This is a genomic window from Xanthomonas codiaei (genome assembly GCF_002939785.1).
GTDB lineage: Bacteria > Pseudomonadota > Gammaproteobacteria > Xanthomonadales > Xanthomonadaceae > Xanthomonas > Xanthomonas codiaei.
In genome coordinates, this window is the sequence record NZ_MDEC01000006.1 from 75,231 (window position 1) to 94,962 (window position 19,732).

Annotated in this window: 18 protein-coding genes; 9 read left to right on the top strand and 9 right to left on the bottom strand. The window is 68.7% G+C overall.

Translation table 11 applies throughout. The features are described 5' to 3' along the window. Window positions 1-84: 84 nt before the first annotated feature. Complete coding sequence (locus XcodCFBP4690_RS06145) at window positions 85-2,151, bottom strand: TonB-dependent receptor (protein WP_104540118.1); 2,067 nt, start codon at window positions 2,149-2,151, stop codon at window positions 85-87. Window positions 2,152-2,312: 161 nt separating this feature from the next. On the opposite strand from XcodCFBP4690_RS06145, the gene XcodCFBP4690_RS06150 reads away from it, so the two are divergent. Then, window positions 2,313-2,729: a MerC domain-containing protein gene (locus XcodCFBP4690_RS06150; protein WP_104540119.1), complete on the top strand. Its 417-nt coding sequence runs from the start codon at window positions 2,313-2,315 to the stop codon at window positions 2,727-2,729. Between the two features lie 250 nt (window positions 2,730-2,979). Then, window positions 2,980-3,162, top strand: a complete 183-nt coding sequence (locus tag XcodCFBP4690_RS06155; RefSeq protein WP_003487537.1) for a 30S ribosomal protein THX — start codon at window positions 2,980-2,982, stop codon at window positions 3,160-3,162. A gap of 261 nt (window positions 3,163-3,423) precedes the next feature. Here XcodCFBP4690_RS06155 and XcodCFBP4690_RS06160 read toward each other — a convergent pair whose 3' ends face one another. Genes XcodCFBP4690_RS06160 through XcodCFBP4690_RS06175 form a run of 4 tightly spaced genes read right to left on the bottom strand, consistent with a single transcriptional unit; the run spans window position 3,424 to window position 8,146 of the window. Further along, on the bottom strand, window positions 3,424-4,761 hold the full coding sequence (locus tag XcodCFBP4690_RS06160; protein ID WP_104540120.1) for a chloride channel protein: 1,338 nt from the start codon (window positions 4,759-4,761) through the stop codon (window positions 3,424-3,426). Between the two features lie 34 nt (window positions 4,762-4,795). Continuing rightward, complete coding sequence (locus XcodCFBP4690_RS06165) at window positions 4,796-6,103, bottom strand: alkaline phosphatase family protein (protein ID WP_104540121.1); 1,308 nt, start codon at window positions 6,101-6,103, stop codon at window positions 4,796-4,798. 37 nt (window positions 6,104-6,140) lie between these two features. Continuing rightward, a complete protein-coding gene (locus XcodCFBP4690_RS06170) occupies window positions 6,141-6,686 on the bottom strand; it encodes a methylated-DNA--[protein]-cysteine S-methyltransferase (RefSeq protein WP_104540122.1) in 546 nt (181 codons plus the stop codon). Then, window positions 6,683-8,146 carry a DNA-3-methyladenine glycosylase 2 gene (locus XcodCFBP4690_RS06175; RefSeq protein ID WP_104540123.1) on the bottom strand — a complete coding sequence of 488 codons (1,464 nt, stop codon included), beginning with the start codon at window positions 8,144-8,146 and terminating at the stop codon, window positions 6,683-6,685. Before XcodCFBP4690_RS06175 ends, XcodCFBP4690_RS06170 begins: the two co-directional genes overlap by 4 nt. A gap of 162 nt (window positions 8,147-8,308) precedes the next feature. Here XcodCFBP4690_RS06175 and XcodCFBP4690_RS06180 point away from each other — a divergent pair, with 162 nt between their 5' ends. From XcodCFBP4690_RS06180 to ubiM, 5 genes are all read left to right on the top strand, one after another. Beyond that, complete coding sequence (locus tag XcodCFBP4690_RS06180; RefSeq protein WP_104540124.1) at window positions 8,309-9,490, top strand: COG3904 family protein; 1,182 nt, start codon at window positions 8,309-8,311, stop codon at window positions 9,488-9,490. Window positions 9,491-9,565: 75 nt separating this feature from the next. After that, window positions 9,566-9,820: a hypothetical protein gene (locus XcodCFBP4690_RS06185; protein ID WP_104540125.1), complete on the top strand. Its 255-nt coding sequence runs from the start codon at window positions 9,566-9,568 to the stop codon at window positions 9,818-9,820. Window positions 9,821-10,174: 354 nt separating this feature from the next. Beyond that, a complete protein-coding gene (locus XcodCFBP4690_RS06190) occupies window positions 10,175-10,750 on the top strand; it encodes a DUF4019 domain-containing protein (protein WP_104540126.1) in 576 nt (191 codons plus the stop codon). A 25-nt stretch (window positions 10,751-10,775) separates the two neighbouring features. Further along, on the top strand, window positions 10,776-11,177 hold the full coding sequence (locus tag XcodCFBP4690_RS06195) for an MAPEG family protein (RefSeq protein ID WP_104540127.1): 402 nt from the start codon (window positions 10,776-10,778) through the stop codon (window positions 11,175-11,177). Window positions 11,178-11,336: 159 nt separating this feature from the next. After that, window positions 11,337-12,515, top strand: coding sequence for a 5-demethoxyubiquinol-8 5-hydroxylase UbiM (gene ubiM, locus XcodCFBP4690_RS06200; protein WP_104540208.1), 1,179 nt, complete (start codon window positions 11,337-11,339; stop codon window positions 12,513-12,515). A gap of 159 nt (window positions 12,516-12,674) precedes the next feature. Here ubiM and XcodCFBP4690_RS06205 read toward each other — a convergent pair whose 3' ends face one another. From XcodCFBP4690_RS06205 to XcodCFBP4690_RS06220, 4 genes are all read right to left on the bottom strand, one after another. Continuing rightward, a complete protein-coding gene (locus tag XcodCFBP4690_RS06205) occupies window positions 12,675-12,995 on the bottom strand; it encodes a hypothetical protein (RefSeq protein ID WP_104540128.1) in 321 nt (106 codons plus the stop codon). Then, window positions 12,992-13,234, bottom strand: coding sequence for an RNA-binding S4 domain-containing protein (locus XcodCFBP4690_RS06210; protein ID WP_104540129.1), 243 nt, complete (start codon window positions 13,232-13,234; stop codon window positions 12,992-12,994). The genes XcodCFBP4690_RS06205 and XcodCFBP4690_RS06210 overlap by 4 nt, the downstream gene beginning before the upstream one ends. Before the next feature lie 139 nt (window positions 13,235-13,373). Next, entirely contained in the window at window positions 13,374-14,018 is a 645-nt protein-coding gene (locus XcodCFBP4690_RS06215; protein ID WP_104540130.1) for a hypothetical protein, read from the bottom strand. Window positions 14,019-14,042: 24 nt separating this feature from the next. Beyond that, entirely contained in the window at window positions 14,043-14,543 is a 501-nt protein-coding gene (locus tag XcodCFBP4690_RS06220; protein WP_104540131.1) for an RNA polymerase sigma factor, read from the bottom strand. Between the two features lie 172 nt (window positions 14,544-14,715). Here XcodCFBP4690_RS06220 and XcodCFBP4690_RS06225 point away from each other — a divergent pair, with 172 nt between their 5' ends. Next, entirely contained in the window at window positions 14,716-16,614 is a 1,899-nt protein-coding gene (locus XcodCFBP4690_RS06225; RefSeq protein ID WP_104540132.1) for a DEAD/DEAH box helicase, read from the top strand. 406 nt (window positions 16,615-17,020) lie between these two features. After that, window positions 17,021-19,423 carry a putative bifunctional diguanylate cyclase/phosphodiesterase gene (locus XcodCFBP4690_RS06230; protein ID WP_146091849.1) on the top strand — a complete coding sequence of 801 codons (2,403 nt, stop codon included), beginning with the start codon at window positions 17,021-17,023 and terminating at the stop codon, window positions 19,421-19,423. Window positions 19,424-19,732 lie beyond the last annotated feature (309 nt).

Below are 19,732 nucleotides of genomic sequence, written 5' to 3' on the forward strand. Positions count from 1 at the left end.
CCGGGGCGCAAGCGGCATCGCCAGAAATGACGAGGCCGCCCGTGGGCGGCCTCGCTTCCAGTCGGCGGGGGAGAGAGTCCGCCGTCAGAAGAACAACCGCACGCCGAACGAGGCGTTGCGGCCAGGAAGCATCACATCGTCCTTGAGGAAGGACGTGTGCACGCGTGCATCCTGGTTGGTGAGGTTGTTGCCATCCAGGAACACTTCCCATGCGGTGCTGCCATGGTCCATGTGATACGCCAGGTGCGCATCGACGAAGGTGTAGCCGTCGGTCGGGGTTTCGTTCACGGCTACCTTGTCCTGCTTCAGGGTGCGGGTGGCGCCGATCGAGGCGCGCCATGCATCGGCATTCCAGCGCATCTGTGCGCCGACCCGGCCGGGCGCGATGCGCGGTAAGTTGCCGCCATCGCTCAGGCGCGCACGCACGGTGTCGCCGAACACGCGCAGGTCCCAGGCGCCGGTGTCGTTGTTGGCCAGGTGGAAGGTCGCTTCGCCTTCGAAGCCATGGAAGATCGCATCGGCCTGCGTCCACTGGCGGATCGGCAGGAAGTCGTTGTCTTCCTCGTTGAACCATTGGCCGCCGGTGTCGACGATGTAGACGAAGTCGTTGTAGCGGTTGTAGTACGCCGCCACCTTGGCATCCACCCAGTCGTTCTGGAAGTTCAGGCCCAGCTCGGCCTGGTTGGCCTTCTCGGTCTTCAGGTCGGCGTCGCCGATCTCGAAGGCGAGGGTGGCGATGTGCGGGCCGTTGGCGAACAGTTCTTCCTCGGCCGGTGCGCGTTCGGCGTGGTCCAGGTTGGCGGTCAGGCGCCACTGTTCGTTGAAGCGGAAGCTGCCGCTGGCCGAGAAGCTGGTCGGGGTGAAATCGCGGTCCACGCCGGTGTCGGTCTGGTACTTGACCTTGTCCACGCGTGCGCCGACCTCGGCGCTCACCCGTTCCCAGCTGTTGCGCGCCACCGCGAAGGCGCCGAGCGAGCGGGTATCGGTCTTGGGCACGAAGGATTCTTCGCCGATCGCCTGGAAAGTGGTGTCGCTGCCCTGCAGGCCGAACGCGGTCTGCCAGCCGCCGCCGAAGGTAAAGGAGGCTTCCACGCGGCCCTCGTTGGCGCGCTTGGTGAACACGGTGCCCACTTCGTCGCCTTCGAACTCGGTATGCGCGTAGTCGGTGTGGCCGAAGCTGTAGCGCAGCGCACTGCCTTCGCCCCATGGATCGGTGAGCCCGCCCTTGAGGTCGTAGCGGTCCTGCTGCAGCTTCAACGACACGCCGCGCTCGCCGATGGACGGATCACCCGGCTCGCCCGGATTGCCGTAGTTGTCGCGGAAGCGCGATGCGGACACGCCGACGAAACCCCAGTCGCCGGACAGCGAGGCGCCGATCGAGCCGACCTTGGAATCGATCCAGCTGTTGAGCTGGCGGCCCTGCGGCGTGTCGTAGTCGTTCTGGTTGCGGTACACGCCGTCGGCGTGGATCGACAGGCCGCTGCCGTTGCCGGCATCGACGCGGAACATGTCGGTATTGCCGTCCTTGTCGCCGCCGTCGAAGCGCACTTCGGCGCGCCCGCTGAAGCCGTCCACCGGGGTCTCGGCGATGCGCCCGTCGACCACGTTGACCACGCCGCCGATCGCGCCGGAGCCGTAGAGCAGGGTGGATGGACCCTTGAGCACTTCGATCTGGTTGGCCAAGAACGGCTCGATGGCCGGCGAATGGTCCTGGCTGACCGTGGACACGTCCTGGGTGGACAGGCCGTCGCGCAGCACTGCCACGCGCGGGCCATCCAGGCCACGGATGATCGGCCGGCCCACGCCCGGGCCGAAGTTGGAACTCTGCACGCCCGGCAGGCTGGCCACGGTTTCGCCCAGGCTCTCGCTGCGCACTTCGTCCAGACGCTCGCCGGCGAGTACCTCGACCGGGCGGCTCAGCTCGCCGGCGGCATCGCGCAGCGGGCTGGCGGTCACCACGACCTTGTCCAGATCCTTGATATGGCGGCCGCTGGACGGGCTGGCGTCGTGCCGCGTATCCGACGACGGCGGAGTCTGTGGATCGGGAGATGCCGGGGCATCCTCGGCCATGGCCAGGGCGGGCGTCAGCAGGCTGGTCAGTGCCAGCGACAGGGTGGAGCGGCGCAGCGAGGTAGCGAGGGAGGGGGACATATCGACCGAACTCTCGGAAATGTTACTGTATATCAATGGGATGGCGCAGCTTGCCTGCTGTGCCGACGGACAAGTCCCACGCTGCGCGATGCAGTGGTGCGGGCCTGGGACGAGGAAGATGTTATATTATTCCACGTCGCTGCGAGCCCCTGCTGGAAGTCATGCCGTTACGTACCCTTCGCCACTTTTTGGACCGCTTCGGTGCCACCGGCTCGCTGCTGTGCGCCGTGCACTGCGCGGTATTGCCGCTGGTGCTGGCCCTGGCACCGTCGCTGGGCCTGTCGTTCTGGCTGGGCGATGGAGTGGAGCTGGCCATCGTCGTGTTCGTCAGCCTGCTGGGCTTGTTCAGCCTGGTGCTGGGCTATCGCCGCCACAAGGCCTTGCACGCCCTGGCGCTACTGCTGCCGGGCCTGGCGCTGCTGTGGCTGGGCCTGCTGTACGACCCGCTGCATCATTCGGTGGTGCCGCATGCGGTGGTGATGACACTGGGCGGTGCGCTGGTCGGCATCGCGCACCTGGTCAACCTGCGTCTCAACCATGGACATGGCCATGTCCACGACGCCAGCTGCGCGCACTGACACGCGTTGAAGCACGGCCGCGCCGCGGCTTGCTTGGGCGCCGACATTCGCTGCGACAATGCACCCAGGTTCCGGCGGTCGTTGTTCCTTCCCCGGGGCCGGGCGGTCGCTGAAGCAGGGCGGAGCAAGCTGCGCCGCCCGCGGGCGACGTGATAGTCTTGCCGGCCTTGCGCGAGGGCGCCGCTCGGTGCAACCCTCGCCAGACCCGTGCCAGCACGGGAATTTGTATTCACATTCAGGAGTCGACGAAATGGGTAAGGGTGACCGTAAGACCGCCAAGGGCAAGCGCTACAACGCCAGCTACGGCAATTCGCGTTCGCACGCGGTGAGCAAGGTTGTCGTGGGTGCAGCTGCGCCGGTTGCCAAGAAGGGCGTGGTCAAGGCCCCGGCCAAGAAGGCTGTTGCCAAGAAGACCGTTGCCAAGGCCAGCTGATTCCAGCCCGCTTTGCGACCTGAAGAACGCGGCGCTTGCGCCGCGTTTTTTTATGTCCGAGGTCAGCGCAACATGCTGTTGGTCTGCCTGCTGGCGAGCCTGGAGCGAGGCTGCTCCGCGTGGACCCGCCGGCGCGTCAGCGCCACCGGCCGCCGTTGCGAATCGGCGCAAGACACTCGATGGTGGCTCGCGCCATGGCATCCATGGCTGCTGTCGGTGATGCATCGAGCACCGCCTGCGCGCCTCAATGGCGCGGCCTCGCTAGTGAGCTCGGCCCGCTGCCGGCACTGGCTGTTTGGCCGCCGGGGTCAGCAACTGTTCGGCCAGCCCGCGATAGATCGGCGTCTTGCACACCAGCCCGGATACCGCACGGGCGATCAGCACCGTGGCCAGGATCGGCAGCAGCATCTGGCCGGTGTCGGTGAGCTCCAGCGAGATCACCGCCGAGGTCAGCGGCGCCTGGGTCACGCCGGTCAGGTAGGCGCACATGCCCAGCAGCACGAAGGTGCGCGGGTCCACGCCGGGCATCAGCACCGACAGGTTGTGGCCGATGCCCGCGCCCACCGCCAGCGCCGGCGAGAACAGGCCGCCCGGGATGCCGGCCAGGTAAGACACCAGGTTGGCGAGAAGCTTCATCAGGCCGAATTCGTGGCCGACCACCGCATGCCCCTGCACCAGGCTGCGCGCCTGCTCGTAGCCGGTGCCGAAGGCGCCTTGCCCGAACACCAGCGCCAAGCCGACCAGCGCCAAGCCGCACACGGCGGCCAGCAGCACCGGATGGCGCCGCCGCAACGCACCCAGCCAGCGCGGCTTGCCGCTGACGCTGGCCAGCACCAGCCGCGCGAACACGCCGCCGAGCAGGCCGGCCACACTGCCGCACAACCCGATCGCCAGCCATGCACGGCCCAACGGCAGCGCCACCGCCACCTTGCCGAAATACGTGTAGCTGCCCAGCAGGCCCAGCGACACCACGCCACCGACGATCACCGCAGTGAGCAAGGTGCCGGAGAAGCGGTGCTCGAAGCGCCCGCTCAGTTCCTCGATCGCAAACACCACGCCGGCCAGCGGGGTGTTGAACGCCGCCGCGATGCCGGCCGCACCACCGGCCAGCAGGAAGTGCGAGAGCTCGCGCGGATCGTGGAAGCCGAACCAGCGCCCGAACACATGCATCAGGCTGGCGCCCACATGCACGGTGGGGCCTTCGCGCCCGACCGAGGCGCCGCCCAGCAGCGACAGGGTGGTCAAGGCGAGCTTGCCGACCGACACGCGCAGCGACAGGTTGCTGTCGCGAAACGCCGGGTCCGGATGCTCCAGCGCGGCGATGACCTGCGGAATGCCGCTGCCGCGGGTGGGCCGCAAGGCGCCGGAGGTGAGCCAGGCGAGCAGGGCGAAGATGCCTGGGGTCAGCAGCAGCGCCCACCAGATCGAATGCGCGGTGATGCGCTGGAACAGGTGGAAGGCGGCATCGCTGGCCTTGGCGAACACGATGGCGACCAAGGCCACCGCGATCGCGCCGCCCCACAATGCGGCGCGGCGACGCCAGCCTTCGCTGGACAACAACGGCCGCAGGCGACGCGGCAATGGGTCGGGAGCAGACATCGCGCCATTGTCGCACCGACGCGGCGGTGGCGGGTCAACGCGCCGGAGGTGGCTGCACGCGCAATGCCGGCAACAGTGCGGCCGGGTCGCCGTCGTTGGGCGCGGCCTCGATGCCCAGCAGGCGCGTCATCAGCGGATACACATCGACATTGTCCAAACCCGGCAAGGTCTTGCCCTGCGCCAGATCCGGGCCTTGCGCCACGAACACCGCGCGCATCGACGGCAGCGCCGGATCGAAGCCGTGCGAGCCGCGCATGCCCTGCTGCGGACGCTTGGCCAGTTTGTCCGGGAACAGTGCATCCCAGCCTTCGTGCATCTGGCACACGATGGGCGCAATGCGCGGGTGCGTGCCGTAATGCCAGCGCGCCGGCAATTGCGCCTTGCGCCAGCAGTCGTAGTGCGCATGCGCGCCGAGCAGGTGTGCTTCGGCCTTGGCCTGTTGTCCCGGCAGTGGCACGAAGCCGATCACCTGGCCGTCGGTGGTGGCGGTGGCCAGGCTGGGCGGCGCCATGGCCTCCACGCCGATGGCATGGCCGGGCGGCACCTCGGCCATGCCGTGGTCGGAGACCACGATGATGTTGGTGCGCGCGCGGGTGCCGTCGCGCTGCATGCCGTCCAGCAGCCTGCCGATGGCCGCATCCACTGCGCGCACGCTGTCGGCGTATTGGTGCGATTCCGGGCCGTGGTCGTGGCCGGCTTCGTCCACGTGTTCGAAGTACAGCGTGACCAGGCGATTGCGCTGGGCACCGTCGGCCTTGAGCCAGCCGCGCACCGCGTCCACGCGTGCGTCCAGGCTCACGCCTTCTTCGTAATGGCGCCACTGCGAGGGGCGCACGCCCTGGATCGCCGCTTCGCTGCCCGGCCATGACCAGGTGGCCGCACGCAGGCCGGCGCGCTCGGCGCCCACCCACAGCGGTTCGCCGCCCCACCAGCGTGCATCGCCCACCGCCTCCTGGTTGCTCAGCCAGAAGCCGCCCAGTGCCGGGTCGCGCATGCTGTTGTGCACGATGCCGTGGTGGTCGGGCCGCAGGCCGGTGATCAGCGTGTAGTGGTTGGGAAACGTCAGCGACGGATACGACGGCGTCATCCAGCGCGCACGCACGCCATCGCGCGCCAGCTGCGACAGCGTCGGGGTGATGCCGCGATCGAGCATGTCCGCACGCAGGCCATCGATGGAGATCAGCAGCAAGGTATGCGGGGCATCATTGGCTGCCGCCGTGGCGGCCGGCGGCGCCGATGCGCTGGCGGGCGGCGCCGTGGCGTCGCGCTGGAGGGGCTGGCTGGAACAGGCCGCGAGCAGGGCCGTGGCCGCCGCGGTGAACACAAGACGTCGTTGGATCATGCCGGCCAGTGTACGGCGCTGCGATGACGTCGCGAAGTCATCGCGAGTGTGCGCCGGGAGCGCCGGCGAACAGATCGCCCGCGCGTGCGATCGGCTGCGGCGACCAACCTTCCAGTTGCAGCAAGGCCTGTTTGGTCGGCAGTCCGCCGCCGAAACCGGTCAACGCCCCGTTGGCGCCGATCACCCGATGGCAGGGCAGCACGATCGGCAGCGGATTGCGCCCGTTGGCCGCGCCTACCGCGCGGCTGGCAGCGGGGCGGCCCACCGCCTGCGCCAGCTGCGCATAGCTCCAGGTCTGGCCGAACGGAATCTGCGCCAGCGTGTGCCAGACCTCGAGCTGGAAGGGCGTGCCCAGCGGCGCCAGCGGCAGGTCGAACCGGCGCCGCCCGCCATGCAGATAATCGAGCAATTGCTCGCGTGCCTCGCGCACCAGCGCGGCGTCCGGATCGTGCACCCAGCGTGCGCGTCCGGCGGCGTCGTAACGGTTCTGTGCGAACAGGATATGGCGCACGCCGGCCTGGTCGGCGGCCACGGTGAGCGCTCCGATCGGCGACGGGAAGATGTCGTAATGCACGGTGCTCATGGGCGGGATTCCTTGCGGTCGGCGGCGAGATGCCACAGGTGCAGCACGGCGTAGGCGCGCCACGGGCGCCAGGCCTGCGAGCGCGCCTCGGTAGCACGTTCGCTCAGCCGCAGCGGCGCGCCGAGCACCTGCTGCAGGATCAGGTCGCCGGCCGGAAACGCATCCGGGTGCGAGAGCGCACGCATGGCGATGTAGTGCGCCGTCCACGGCCCGATCCCGGGCAGGGCGACGCATGCGGCGACGAACTCGGACAGGCGCTGGCCGGCGCCGAAATGCAGCCGGCCCTGTGCGCAGGCGCAGGCCAGTGCGCGCAACGTGGCGGCGCGTGCGCCGGGCAGCCCCAGCTGTTCCAGCGGCGCCTCGGCCAGTTGCTCGGGCGTGGGAAAACTGCGATCCAGACCCGGCGGCATGTCGGCGTGCCGGCCGCCGTGGCGCTCCACCAGCCGCGCCGCCAGCGTGGCCGCACCGGCCACGCTGATCTGCTGGCCCAACACCGCGCGCACCGCGGTCTCGAAACCATCCCAGCCGCCGGGCACGCGCAGGCCGGGCCGGCGTGCGATTGCCTCGGCCAGCAGCGGTTCGGCCGCAAGCGTGGCGTGCACGGCCTGCAGGTCGGCATCCAGGTCGAACACGCGGCGCACGCGGCGCACGATCTGCGGAATCCGGCGCGGATCGGTGGCGCCGATGCGCAGCAGCAGTTCTGCGCGCTGCGGCGCCGGCGCGACCTCGATCGAGGTGGCGTGGCCGGGCGAGCCGATCACCCGCCGGTAGCTGCCGGCATCGACCTGCTCGATGCCGGGGATCGCCCGGCGCTGCAGAAATGCCAGCATCGCCGGCCAGTCCAGCGGCGGCCGATAGCTCAGGCGCAGCGTGAGTTCGCCGCCCGGCACCTCGGCGCGCTGCTTGCGCAACGCCGACGGCGGCATTCCGCAGCCTTCCAGGAACGCCGCGTTGAACCGACGCAGGCTGTTGAAGCCAGCTGCCAGCGCGACCTCGGTCACCGGCAAGGCGGTCTCGGTGAGCAACTGCTTTGCCAGCAGCAGCCGGCGCGTGCCGTGCACCTGGATCGGCGTGGCGCCGAGCTGCTGCACGAACTGCCGTTGCAGCTGCCGTGCGCTCATACCCACCGCATCGGCCAGGCGCTGCACCGGCTGCTCCTGCAACACGCCGTCGGCGATCATCGCCAAGGCGCGCTGCACGCTCTCTTCGCCCAGATGCTGCTGCGCCTGCGGCGACAACTCCGGCCGGCAGCGCAGGCACGGCCGGTAGCCGGCCGCGCTGGCTGCAGCAGCGGTGGGGTAGTAACTGACATTGGCCGGCTTTGGCGGCGGCGCCGGACACACCGGACGGCAATAGATCCCGGTGCTGCGCACCGCGGTGAAGAACAGCCCGTCGAAGCGCGCATCGCGCGCCAGGCGGGCGCGGTCGCATTGGGTCCGGTCGGGCGTGATCATCTGCATGGCGCAAGTCTATGCCCTTGCCACCGCACCGGCTGGCCGTTTTCGGACAGGATTGCGCAAGCGTGGCGTGCTCCAGATGGAGCATGTTCATGGCGCGGTCAAATCCTTGACCGCTTCAGCCATAGACTGAAAGTGATCTCCGTCGCGTTCCCACCCCCGCTCATGCTCAAACCGTTTTGCCTGTCACTTGCCTGCGTGTTCCTGCTGGTTGCCTGCGACCGCGGCGGTACGTCCGCCGATGCTGCCGAGGCGCAGCAGACCGGAGTGACGCAGGTCGGCGACGGCGACCATATGGTGTCGGTGGATACGCCCGAGCCGGTCGCGCCGCCGCGCCTGCATGCGCAGGTTGGCGAGGCGGGTTGGCCGAAGGCGGAACTGGAAGCGGGCCAGGCTTGGATCAGCTGCGCCACCGATTACGGCAAGGAGGCCGGCGATGGCACCTTACTGCCGGCGCTGGACCGCGCCAGCGTCGAGGCGGCGCTGGCGCCATGCCGCGAGACCGGTCTGGTGCGGGTACGCTACGCGGGCAAGATCAATGCCGGTTTCGCGGCGCTGGTGTGGCGGCTGGCCGCAGTGGCCGAGCAGTGGAAATTGCCGCATCGCATCCTGGACCTGGATTCCAGCGGCGGCCAGGTGGAAGCGGCGATCCGCGCCGGCGACACCATCGGCGAATCCAGCTGGACCATCTGGGTGCGCGAAGGCTCGATCTGCCACAGCGCCTGCGTGTTCGTGCTGGCGGCCGGCGACAACCGCCTGGTGGCGGGCAAGGTGGGCATCCACCGCATGATGCGGATCAGCTCCAAGGCGACCTCGCGGGCGGAGCTCAATCGCGAGCTGCGCGAGGTCTACGGCAACGTCAAGGATTATCTGGAGCGCAACGGCGTGGCGGTGGCAGTGGCGGATTTGATGATGACCGTGCCCAACCGCAGCCTGCGCCTGCTCACTATGGAAAAGTTGCGCGAATACGGCCTGGACGGCACCAATGCCGTGCAGGACGATCTGGAACGCATCCGCCAGATGCGCAAGTGTGGCGATGCGTTCGTGCGCCGCAAGGACGCGTTCCTGGTGGCGTTCGACCAGAAGTGCAAAGGCGAGGGTGCGGATCTGGATGCGGTCAACGCCTGCGGTCTGGCCCTGAAACAGCGCTTCGGCTTTCCCGATGCGGCCTGCCCGGAAGAAAGCCCGCTGGCCGAAACCGATGCGGCGGCCCTGCCGGTCACGCCGGCGCTGGATACGCAAACTGGGGCGCCGGCCGATGCCATGCAGCCGCCCGCGCCGGCCGCCGAACCGGCCCGGGATGCTGCACAGGCAGATCCTTCGACGCCTGCGCCCGCCGGCGGTTGAGGCCGCTGCAGCTTTCACGCGTATCGCACTGGGCGCTGCTTATGGTCGCCGCATACAACCGGGTCGGGGGGCAGTATGCGAGGCAAGACCAAAGGCGTTTTACTGGCGTACCTGCCATCGGCGTTGCTGGTGCTGGTCGGTTTCGGCGTGGCCGAACTGCTGCGTCTGGCCGCCGAGGCGATGCGCGAGCAATGGCCGGCCACGCTGGCGATGTGGCTGAGCCTGGCGGCATTGATCGCGGCCATTGCGCGCGCGTTCTGGGTGAGCTGGCGACTGTGGCGGCCGCGCGGCGTGGCGGCGGTACCACCGGCACCGGGAGGCGAGGCCTAGGGCAGTTGCCACAGCGACTGCACAGGTCTCGGGCCGATGCGGCAGCGGCTTGAAATCCTCACGTATCAGGCGCGCTCCAGCTCCTGCGCGCCGTCCAGGCATTGATGACTGCTGGCGATGTTTCATCAGCCACGCCTGCGCACCTCCAGCGGCAACTGCACTCGACCGTTCCCCGAACGCATTGGTCCTGAGTCCGCCACCCGTCCGATTCGACCGGCGATCTGCCGGGTGTGTCGCTCATTGCAGGTGATCGCACTCGTTGCTTGTTTTGCACAGGGCGCGGCATAGACTGCGCCACTGGTCGCACGGTGTGCGGCTCACCCTTTCATCCGATCCAGTACAAGGTGCTTGTCCATGCGTCGTCCTCGTTTGCTTGTTGCGCTGGTGTTCGCTCCAGCGCTGGTGTTTGCGCAACAACCGCAGCCTTCCAGCCGCGCCGCCACCGCAGCTGCGGCACAACCGGCACCTGCCACGCGGACTGCGGCCACGCCGCAACCAGCGGCTGCGGCGAACACGCCGGCAGCGCCGGCGCTGAGCCCTGCTCAACAGGCACAGGTGGCCAAGCAGGACGTGGAGATGACCCAGGCCGCCCTGCGCGTGGCGCAGATGGTCGACACCAACAAGGCCGACGCGATCTGGGATGGCGCCTCCCGCGTGGCCAAGACTGCGGTCAAGCGCGATGCCTTCGTGGCGCAGTTGGGCGGCGAGCGCGCGCGCCTGGGGGCAGTCGTCGGGCGCGGCCAGAGCTCGGTGACACGGGTGAAATACGGTCCTGGCGCACAGGTGCCCGAAGGGCTGTACGTCAACGTCAGTTTCCCGACCCGGTTCGCCAATGCGCCGCAGCCGGTGCGCGAGCTGGTGTCGTTCCGTCTGGACGAGGACAAGACCTGGCGTGTGGCGGGCTACAGCCTGCGTACGGCGGTGAAATGATGCGGCATTCGGCCAGGAGACGCGCATGCAAATGACGATCGAACTGCAGATGCTGGGCTGGGCCATGGTGCTCGGCCTGGTGCAGCTGCTGGCCGCCTCGGCCAGCATGACCGCCCAGCGCGGCACCAAGTGGAACGCGAGCGCCCGCGATGGCGACGCCAAGCCGCTGACCGGTGTGGCGGCCCGCCTGGACCGCGCATTCCGCAACTATCTGGAGACCTTTCCGATCTTCGCAGCTGCGGTGCTGGCGGTGAGCGTGGCGGGGCGTACCAGCGCGGAGACTGCACTGGCGGTGCAGCTGTACCTGTGGGCGCGCGTGGCCTATGTGCCGGTCTATGCGGTCGGGATTCCCTACCTGCGCAGTGCGATCTGGGTGGTGTCGTTCTGGGGCATCATCAAACTGGTGCGTGCGCTGCTGGGTATCTGATCCGACGCCGGCCGCGATGCTGGCGCTGTCTGGCCAGCGCTGGCGGCGCGGGTCGACGGGCTGCAAACACGCCTGGGCGATGCAGCGCTTGATCTGGATCAAGCGCTGCGCAGGCTGCCGGCTCTAGACTTGCTGCATCGATACTCATGGATGCACAGCATGCAAAAGGTGGATATCGCGATCGTTGGTGCAGGTCCGGTGGGTCTGAGTTTTGCGCGCGCGCTGGCTGGCACCGGCCTGTCGGTGCTGCTGGTCGATCAGCAGCCGTATGCGCAGCTGGCCGACCCCGCCTTCGATGGGCGCGAGATCGCGCTGACCCATGCCTCGCGCGCCCTGCTGCAGCAATCTGGCAGCTGGCAGCGATTCGCGGCTGAAGCAGTGTCGCCTCTGCGCGATGCGCGGGTCATGGACGGGCACTCGCCATTCGCGTTGACCTTCGCTGCGTCTGCGCCCGGCGCGGGCGATCTCGGCTGGCTGGTGCCCAATCACCTGATCCGGCGCGCGGCGTGGCAGGCAGTGCAGGGGCAGGCCGGGCTGGAGCTGCGTTGCGGTTGCAGCGTGCGCGCGATCGAGCATGGCGGCACCCGCGTGCACGTCGAACTGTCCGATGGCCAGCGACTGTCGGCGCGTCTGTTGGTGGCTGCCGACAGCCGGTTTTCCAGTACCCGGCGCCTGCTTGGCATCGGTGCGCAACTGCGCGACTTCGGCAAGACCATGCTGGTGTGTCGCATGCGGCATGCGCTGCCGCATCATCACGCGGCGTGGGAATGGTTCGGCTATGGCAAGACGCTGGCATTGCTGCCGCTGCATGGCCAGCGTGCTGGTGCGGTACTGACCTTGCCGCCGCGACGGATCGAGGCCTTGCTCGCGCTCGACGCCGTGCGATTCGGCGCTGCGATGACCGATGCGTTCGAGCACCGCCTGGGTCCGATGGAGCAGGAGGGCAGCCGGCATGCGTATCCGTTGATCGCCAGCTATGCACAGCGCTTCGTGAGCGCGCGCGCGGCGTTGATCGGCGATGCGGCGGTGGGCATGCATCCGGTCACCGCCCACGGATTCAACTTCGGACTGCAGAGCCAGGCACGCCTGGCCGAGCGCGTGCGTCGGGCGGCGGCCAGCGGGCGGGACATCGGCAGCGCCGCGCTGCTGCACGACTACGAGCGCGCGCATCGCTTCGCCACCCGCCCCTTGTACGAGGCCACCAATGCCCTGGCGGCGCTCTACACCGACGATCGCCTGCCGGCGCGGCTTGCCCGCAGTGGTGCGCTGCGGGCCGCGCACGCGGTGGCGCCATTCAAGCGGGCGATTGCTGCGCATCTGACCCAACGCGGCGTTTGATCCCATCACGCGATCGCGTTGAAACCATCGCATCGTGCGTCTCGCATCATGCCGGTCGGGCAAGGCGCGATGTCGCGTAGCAGGGACCGCTCACGCGCGATCGCGCGATGGGTTGGTCGATCACGCGCAGTGCCCGCAGCTTGCCGGGGGCGGGCGGCGTCAGGCCGATGCGTCCACCTGCGCAACGATCGCCTCGATCGCGGCCTGCGCATCGCCGCTGCGCAAGGCCTGTTCCAGTAGCGCAATCGCCCAGGCGCAGCCGGCCCTGGTCATCTCCGCGCGCCAGTCGCCGCACCAGCCTTCCACTTCGTGCAGGGCCAGCATGCTGCAGCCGCCACGCTCGGCATGGCCACCGCGCAGGGAGTGCTCCAACCAGAACGGCGTTGCCGAGCCGATGGCGATCGAAAACACATGGATGTCGTGCTCGGAGGCGTCGGCCGAGGGGGCGATGTTGCGCCGGCCGATCTCCACCACCTTCATTCGCTCGGCGCCGCGTCCGGGTCCATCGCCATCACGCGAATTTCCACATCTTCCAGCTGCACCACCTGGCCGGGCCGGATCTTGGCGGTCTTGCGCAGCTCCTGCGCGCCGTCGACGTTGACCGCACCGCTGGCTACGATCGCCTTGCCCTGGCCGCCGCTGTCGGCGAGGCCGGCCAGCTTGAGCAACTGGTGGAGCTCGATGTACTCGCCGTCGATGTCGAATTCCAGGATCTGCATGCTGCGCTTCTTGACCGAAAGAGGGCGATTATCCGCGTGCGGCAGCCGGCAATACCACCACCAAGCAGGGCCGCGATGCGCAGCGAAGATGGCCGTGGCGCGCTGCGGGTGCAGGCGCGCGCGCCGCCACCGCTTCCGCTCACTCGCGCCGGAAGCGCGCGATCTCCTCCAGCAGGCGGGTTGCACGGGTGATGCCGGGCCCGGCATGTGCGTCGTCCAGGCGATCCAGCCAGGGATGGCGCGCGCGCTGCAGACGCCGGTAGCCATACCAAGTGCCGACGATGCCGATCACCCCAAAGACCCCGTTGAGCAGCAGCCACCCGTGAGGCAGGCCGACACCGGTGAACCTGCGCCAGAGGCTATCGGCCACCGCCACCCACAGGACCCAAAACGCTACTCCCAGCCAGGGCGCCACCCGCGTGCGCCAGCGGCGCAACTGCGCCAGCGCCTGCTGGGTCTGCAGCAGCGGCCCGGCAAAGTCCAGCCGCGCCAGCAACTGCAGTTGCCGCACTGCCGACAGCGCCAGCGCCACGCACCACAGCTGCAGCAGTACGCCGCCGATGACCGCCGCGACGCCGTCGCTGCCGCCCCAGCTGTGTGCCACCACGCTGCCCAGCGCGACGGCGCACAGCAGCTGCGCCGATTGGCTCAGCCACAGCGGGCGCAGGCTGCTGCGCGCGGCGTGGCCGTGCAGCGCGCCACGCAGGTGGCCGATCTGCGCGGCCTGTTGGTCCAAGCGGTGTTCCAGGGTGGTCCAGGCGTGTTGCATGTCATCCAGTTCCATGACGGCTCCGGTGCGGTGGTAGGGTCAGAGGTCGGCGCGAATGCGCGCCTTCAGGCGGCTGAGTTTGGTGGCGACATTGGTCTCGCTGATGCCGAGCACCTCGCCGATCTCGCGGTAGCTGTGCTCGTCCAGATAGAGCAGCAGCAACGCACGGTTCAGCGGCGGTTGTTGCGCGATGAAGGCATAGAGCGCGTGCACCTGCTGCTCGTGGGCGGGATCGTGCGCCAGCGGATCGGCGATGCCATCGACCACCGCATCCAGCGCGACCGGTTCGCCGGGCATGCGGCTGCGGCCGCGCAGGTCGCTGATCGCCACGTTCAACGCGATGCGATACATCCAGGTGGAAAAGCGCCGGCCCGGGTCGTAGCTGGGGAATGCCCGCCACAGCTGGGCGGCGATTTCCTGGGCGAGCTCGTCGCGGTCGTCGCGGTCGCGGCAATAGCTGGCCGCCACTTTCAGCACGATGCCGCGATGCTGCTGCAGCAGGCTGCTGAAACGGGCTTGGAGGTCTGTGTCCAGGGGCATGGGGCAGGGCGTGAAGAGGAGAGAGGGACGGTTTGAAGGGATGATTCGCCGGCGCGGGCAAATCCTCACAACCTGAACGGACTGTCACGGCCCTTCGACAGCAGGGGGGGTAAGGGCGCACACTATGCTGCTTTGCGCCTGCCGGCTCCGTGCGGCGCCTCCGGAGTTACCCATGACCCAAGAATCTTCCGCGCCGCTGCTGTTTGCAGATCTCGGCCTCTCGGACGCTGTGATGAAGGCCGTTGCCGCCGTCGGCTACGAGTCCCCGTCGCCGATCCAGGCCGCCACTATTCCGGCGCTGCTGGCCGGCCGCGACGTGCTCGGCCAGGCCCAGACCGGTACCGGCAAGACCGCCGCGTTCGCGCTGCCGGTGCTGTCCAATGCCGACCTGAACCAGGTCAAGCCGCAGGCGCTGGTGCTGGCCCCCACCCGCGAGCTGGCCATCCAGGTCGCCGAGGCGTTCCAGAAATATGCCGAAGCCATTCCCGGCTTTCGCGTATTGCCGGTCTACGGCGGCCAGCCCTATGCCCAGCAGCTCAGTGCGCTCAAGCGCGGCGTGCACGTGGTGGTGGGCACCCCGGGCCGGGTGATCGATCACCTGGACCGCGGCACCCTGGACCTGTCGCAGCTGAAGACGCTGGTGCTGGACGAGGCCGACGAAATGCTGCGCATGGGCTTCATCGACGACGTCGAGGCCGTGCTCAAGAAGCTGCCCGAGCAGCGCCAGGTAGCGCTGTTCTCGGCCACCATGCCGCCGGCCATCCGCCGTATCGCGCAGACCTATCTGCAGGATCCGGCCGAAGTCACCATCGCCGCCAAGACCACCACCTCGGCCAATATCCGCCAGCGTTACTGGTGGGTGAGCGGGCTGCACAAGCTGGACGCGCTGACCCGCATCCTGGAAGTGGAGCCGTTCGACGGCATGATCATCTTCGCCCGCACCAAGGCGGCGACCGAGGAACTGGCGCAGAAGCTGCAGGCGCGCGGCATGGCCGCAGCCGCCATCAACGGCGACATGCAGCAGGCAGCCCGCGAGAAGACCATCGCCCAGCTCAAGGACGGCAAGCTGGACATCCTGGTCGCCACCGACGTGGCCGCGCGCGGCCTGGACGTGGAGCGCATCAGCCACGTGCTGAACTACGACATTCCGTACGACACCGAAAGCTATGTGCACCGCATCGGCCGTACCGGCCGTGCCGGCCGCAGCGGCGAGGCGATCCTGTTCGTCACCCCGCGCGAGAAGGGCATGCTGCGGTCGATCGAGCGCGCCACCCGCCAGCCGATCGAAGAAATGCAATTGCCCAGCGTGGATGCGGTCAACGACACCCGCGTGGCGCGCTTCATGAGCCGCATCAGCGAGACCCTGGCCGGTGGCCAGATCGAGCTGTATCGCGACCTGCTGCAGCGCTTCGAGGCCGAAAACAATGTGCCGGCGATCGACATCGCCGCCGCGCTGGCCAAGCTGCTGCAGGGCGATGCGCCATTCCTGCTGACCCCGCCGGTGCGTGCTGCGCGCGAGGACACCGCGCCGCGCGAGCGTCATGAGCGTGCCGATCGTGGCGATCGCCCGCGCTTCGAGCCCAAGTTCGAGCGCGGCCCGCGCGCCGACGGCGAGCGCGCGTCGCGTCCGCCGCGTGGCGACGTCGCCGGCGAGCGTCCGCGCCGTGAGCCGGCGCCGCGTGGCGAGCCGGAGTTCGGCATGGAGAGCTACCGCATCGAAGTGGGCCACAGCCATGGCGTGAAGCCGGCCAACATCGTCGGCGCGATTGCCAACGAGGCCGGCCTGGAAAGCCGTTACATCGGCCGCATCGACATCCAGGACGATTACTCGATCCTGGACCTGCCGGCCGACATGCCGCGCGAACTGCTGCAGCACCTGAAGAAGGTCTGGGTATCCGGCCAGCAGCTCAACATGCGCAGGCTGGAAGACGGCGAGGCGGCCGCAGGGCCGTCCAAGCCGCGCTTCCCGCGGGGCGGCAAGCCCTCCGGCCGTCCGAATGGCCCGGGGCGTCCGATGGACCGCACCGGCGCGCCGCACCGCAAGGGCCCGCCCAAGCCGCGCGGCGAGTAAGCGCGGGTCACATGCCGGCTGCGCCGCCGCCAGGCGCACGCGGCTGGTGCCGGAGATCGGCATGCACTGCGCGTGCCCCGCGGTTCCGAGTGCATCGGCCACATCCACCCCGACGGCTGATTGCGAGGTGGTATTGGCCGTTTCAGGCCGCCACCGGCAGTGGCATCGCGGGCTGGGTCCGTAGCGCATCGCCGGAATCACTATGTTCTCAATGACATAGCAGCGCCGGCGCGCCGTCCCTCGTCCCGAGGCGGTCGCACGGACCCAGGATCGACCGGCTCCGCCACCTGTACCCGCGTCCCGCCAAGCGGGCCCGGCCATACAGACTGCGCCGTGGCGGCCGCTACTGCCTACAGGCGCCCACTGGGCGCCTGAATCGCACTGGGGCAGTGAAGGACGTATGGCAATGGCACAGTCAGCGCGCAAGAGTGGTGGGCAGACCCTGCACCTGGTCCGCGGCTGGCTGACGTTGCCGCTGGCGCTGCTGATCGGCATGGCGGTGGTCATGGCAGTGGGCTCGGCGCTGGTGATCGAGATCCAGTCCGGCGCAACCGCCTGGATCGTTGGCGAAAGCCAGTGGTCCAAGGCCCAGCAGGAATCGGTCTACTGGCTGGAACGGTACCTGGGCAGCGGCGATCCGGCCGACCTGCAGGCAGCCTGCCGCGCGTTGGAAGTGCCATTGGGCGATCGCTCTGCGCGTATCGCGGTCGAGCAGCCGGTGATCGATTGGGACGCGGTGCATGCCGGCCTGGCCGCTGGCCGCAATGCCCCTGAGGACATGCCGCAGATGGTGCGGCTGTACCGCTATGGCCAGGGCGTACCGTATCTGGGCGAGGCGATTGCGCTGTGGAAGCGCACCGACGCCGACATCCTGCAACTGAGTGCGCTGGCCGACCGTGCCGCCTCGGCGCAGGCCACCGGCAAGCCGGACCCGCGCACGTTGCAGGCGCTGCGCGAGGAGTTGCACCTGCTGGACGCGCGCATGCGCAGCGACGCGGCCGAATTCCTGGTCCTGCTGACCCGTTGCGCGCGCCTGCTGCACGACGTGATGGTGATCTGCAGCCTGGCCACCTTGTTGCTGGTGCTGATCACCTGCGTGCTGGCGATGCGCCGCATCCGCGATTACCTGCTGTCGCACGAGGGCCGCTTTCGCACCGCGTTCCAGCAGGCCGCGCTGGGCATGGTCAAGTTCGACCTGCGCGGCCGCGTGCTGGACGCCAATGCGTCGCTGGCCAATATCTTGCGCTACCGCCCGGACGAACTGCCGGGCTGCACGCTGGCGCAGGTAATGCATCCGGACGACATCGTGCTGGATGGCCGCGGCATGATCGACTGGCCGCGCCTGATGCAATCGGGCGAGCTGCGCTTTCTGCGCGCCGATGGCGGGGTGATGTGGGGCCGCTGGAGCGCCTCGCTGGTGGAGCCTGGCCCGGAAGAGCCCACGCTGGTGCTGGCGGTGATCGAGGATGTCTCGCACGCGCACGAACTGGCCGACGAGGTCGCCTTCCACGCGCGCCACGATGCCTTGACCGGCCTGATCAACCGCCGCGAGATCGAGCGCCGCCTGCTGCGGCTGATCGAGCCGCCGCAATCGCCGCAGCTGTGCCATGCGTTGTGCTTCGTCGACCTGGATCATTTCAAGCTGGTCAACGACACCTTCGGGCATGCGGTCGGCGACAAGTTCCTGTGCCACTTCGCCGATGTCATCACCATGCAGCTACGTCCCGGCGATTGGCTGGGGCGGCTGGGTGGCGACGAGTTCGCGATCCTGCTGGCCAATACCGACCTGGTGCGGGCGCAAGCGCTGCTGGAGCGCATGCATGGCGTGCTCGGGCAGCCGTGGAGCCACCAGGACGGCCGGCCGCTGACGCCGAGTTGCAGCTTCGGCGTGGTGGAGATCCGCCAGGGCGCCAGCGACGTCAATGCCTTGATGACCGCGGCCGACCTGGCCTGTTTCGCGGCCAAGGAGGAAGGCCGCAACCGCATCCGTTGCCTGGACGAAAACGATCTCGCACTGGCGCGACGTCGCCACGATGGCGGCTGGATCAGCGCCGTGCAGCAGGCCATCGCCGAGGAGCGCCTGCTGCTGTATGCACAGAAGATCCAGGTGCTGAGCGACCCCGCACGGCTGCAGTACGAAGTGCTGGTGCGCATGCGCGCGCGCGACGGGCGGGTGCTGAGTCCAGGCGAATTCCTGCCGGCGGTGGAGCGCTACGGGCTGGGGCGCATGGTCGATGCCTACGTGCTGGAAACCCTGTGCGCGCAGCTGGCCGCCAACCCGATGCATGTGGCCACGCTGGACCTGTGCCACGTCAACCTGTCCGCGCAGTCGATCGCGCAGCCGGATTTCCTCGATTTCGTCTGCGCCCTGTTCGAACGCTATCCCGCGCTGGTGCCCAAGCTGTGCATGGAAATCACCGAAACCGCGGTGATCGGCGACCTGGAACATGCGCAGCGCTTCGTGCAGAGCGTGCGCGCGCGCGGCTGCCACGTCGCGCTGGACGATTTCGGCAGTGGCCTGGCCTCGTTCGGTTATCTCAAGCAGTTCACCGTGGACGTGCTGAAGATCGATTGCGGCTTCGTGCGCAACTACGCACACGATGCAGTGGACCGCGCGGCGGTGCATTCGATCGCCCAGGTCGGCCTGGCGTTGGGCATCGAAGTGGTGGCCGAGGGCGTGGAGTCTGAGTCGGATATTCCCGGCCTGCGCGAAGCGGGGGTGGGCCAGGTACAGGGATTCAGCCTGCATCGCCCGTGTCCGCTGGAAGAGCTGTTCGTGCCGCAGCCGCTGCTGATGGTGGGCGGCTAGGGCAGGTCATCGCCGTTGCCGGCGGGCCATGCGGCTCTTACGATGCCGGCAGCGGATGGGTCTGGGGAAAGCCTTTCGCGCCCGGGTGCGCTCCTACCCGAGGCGGCGGCGCGCGACGCATGGCAGTGAGCACGCAAACCTGCGTAGGAGCGGCCCAGGCCGCGAACGCGTTACCGACAGACGTCCCGACGCGTGCGGTTATCTCGGGAACGCACGCGTTGTTTGGGTAATGCGCCACTGCCGCGCAAGCCGGCACGCATGCAGGAAATGTGCTGGCGCCTGCAGCCGACGGCGCACGGCCACCGAGAA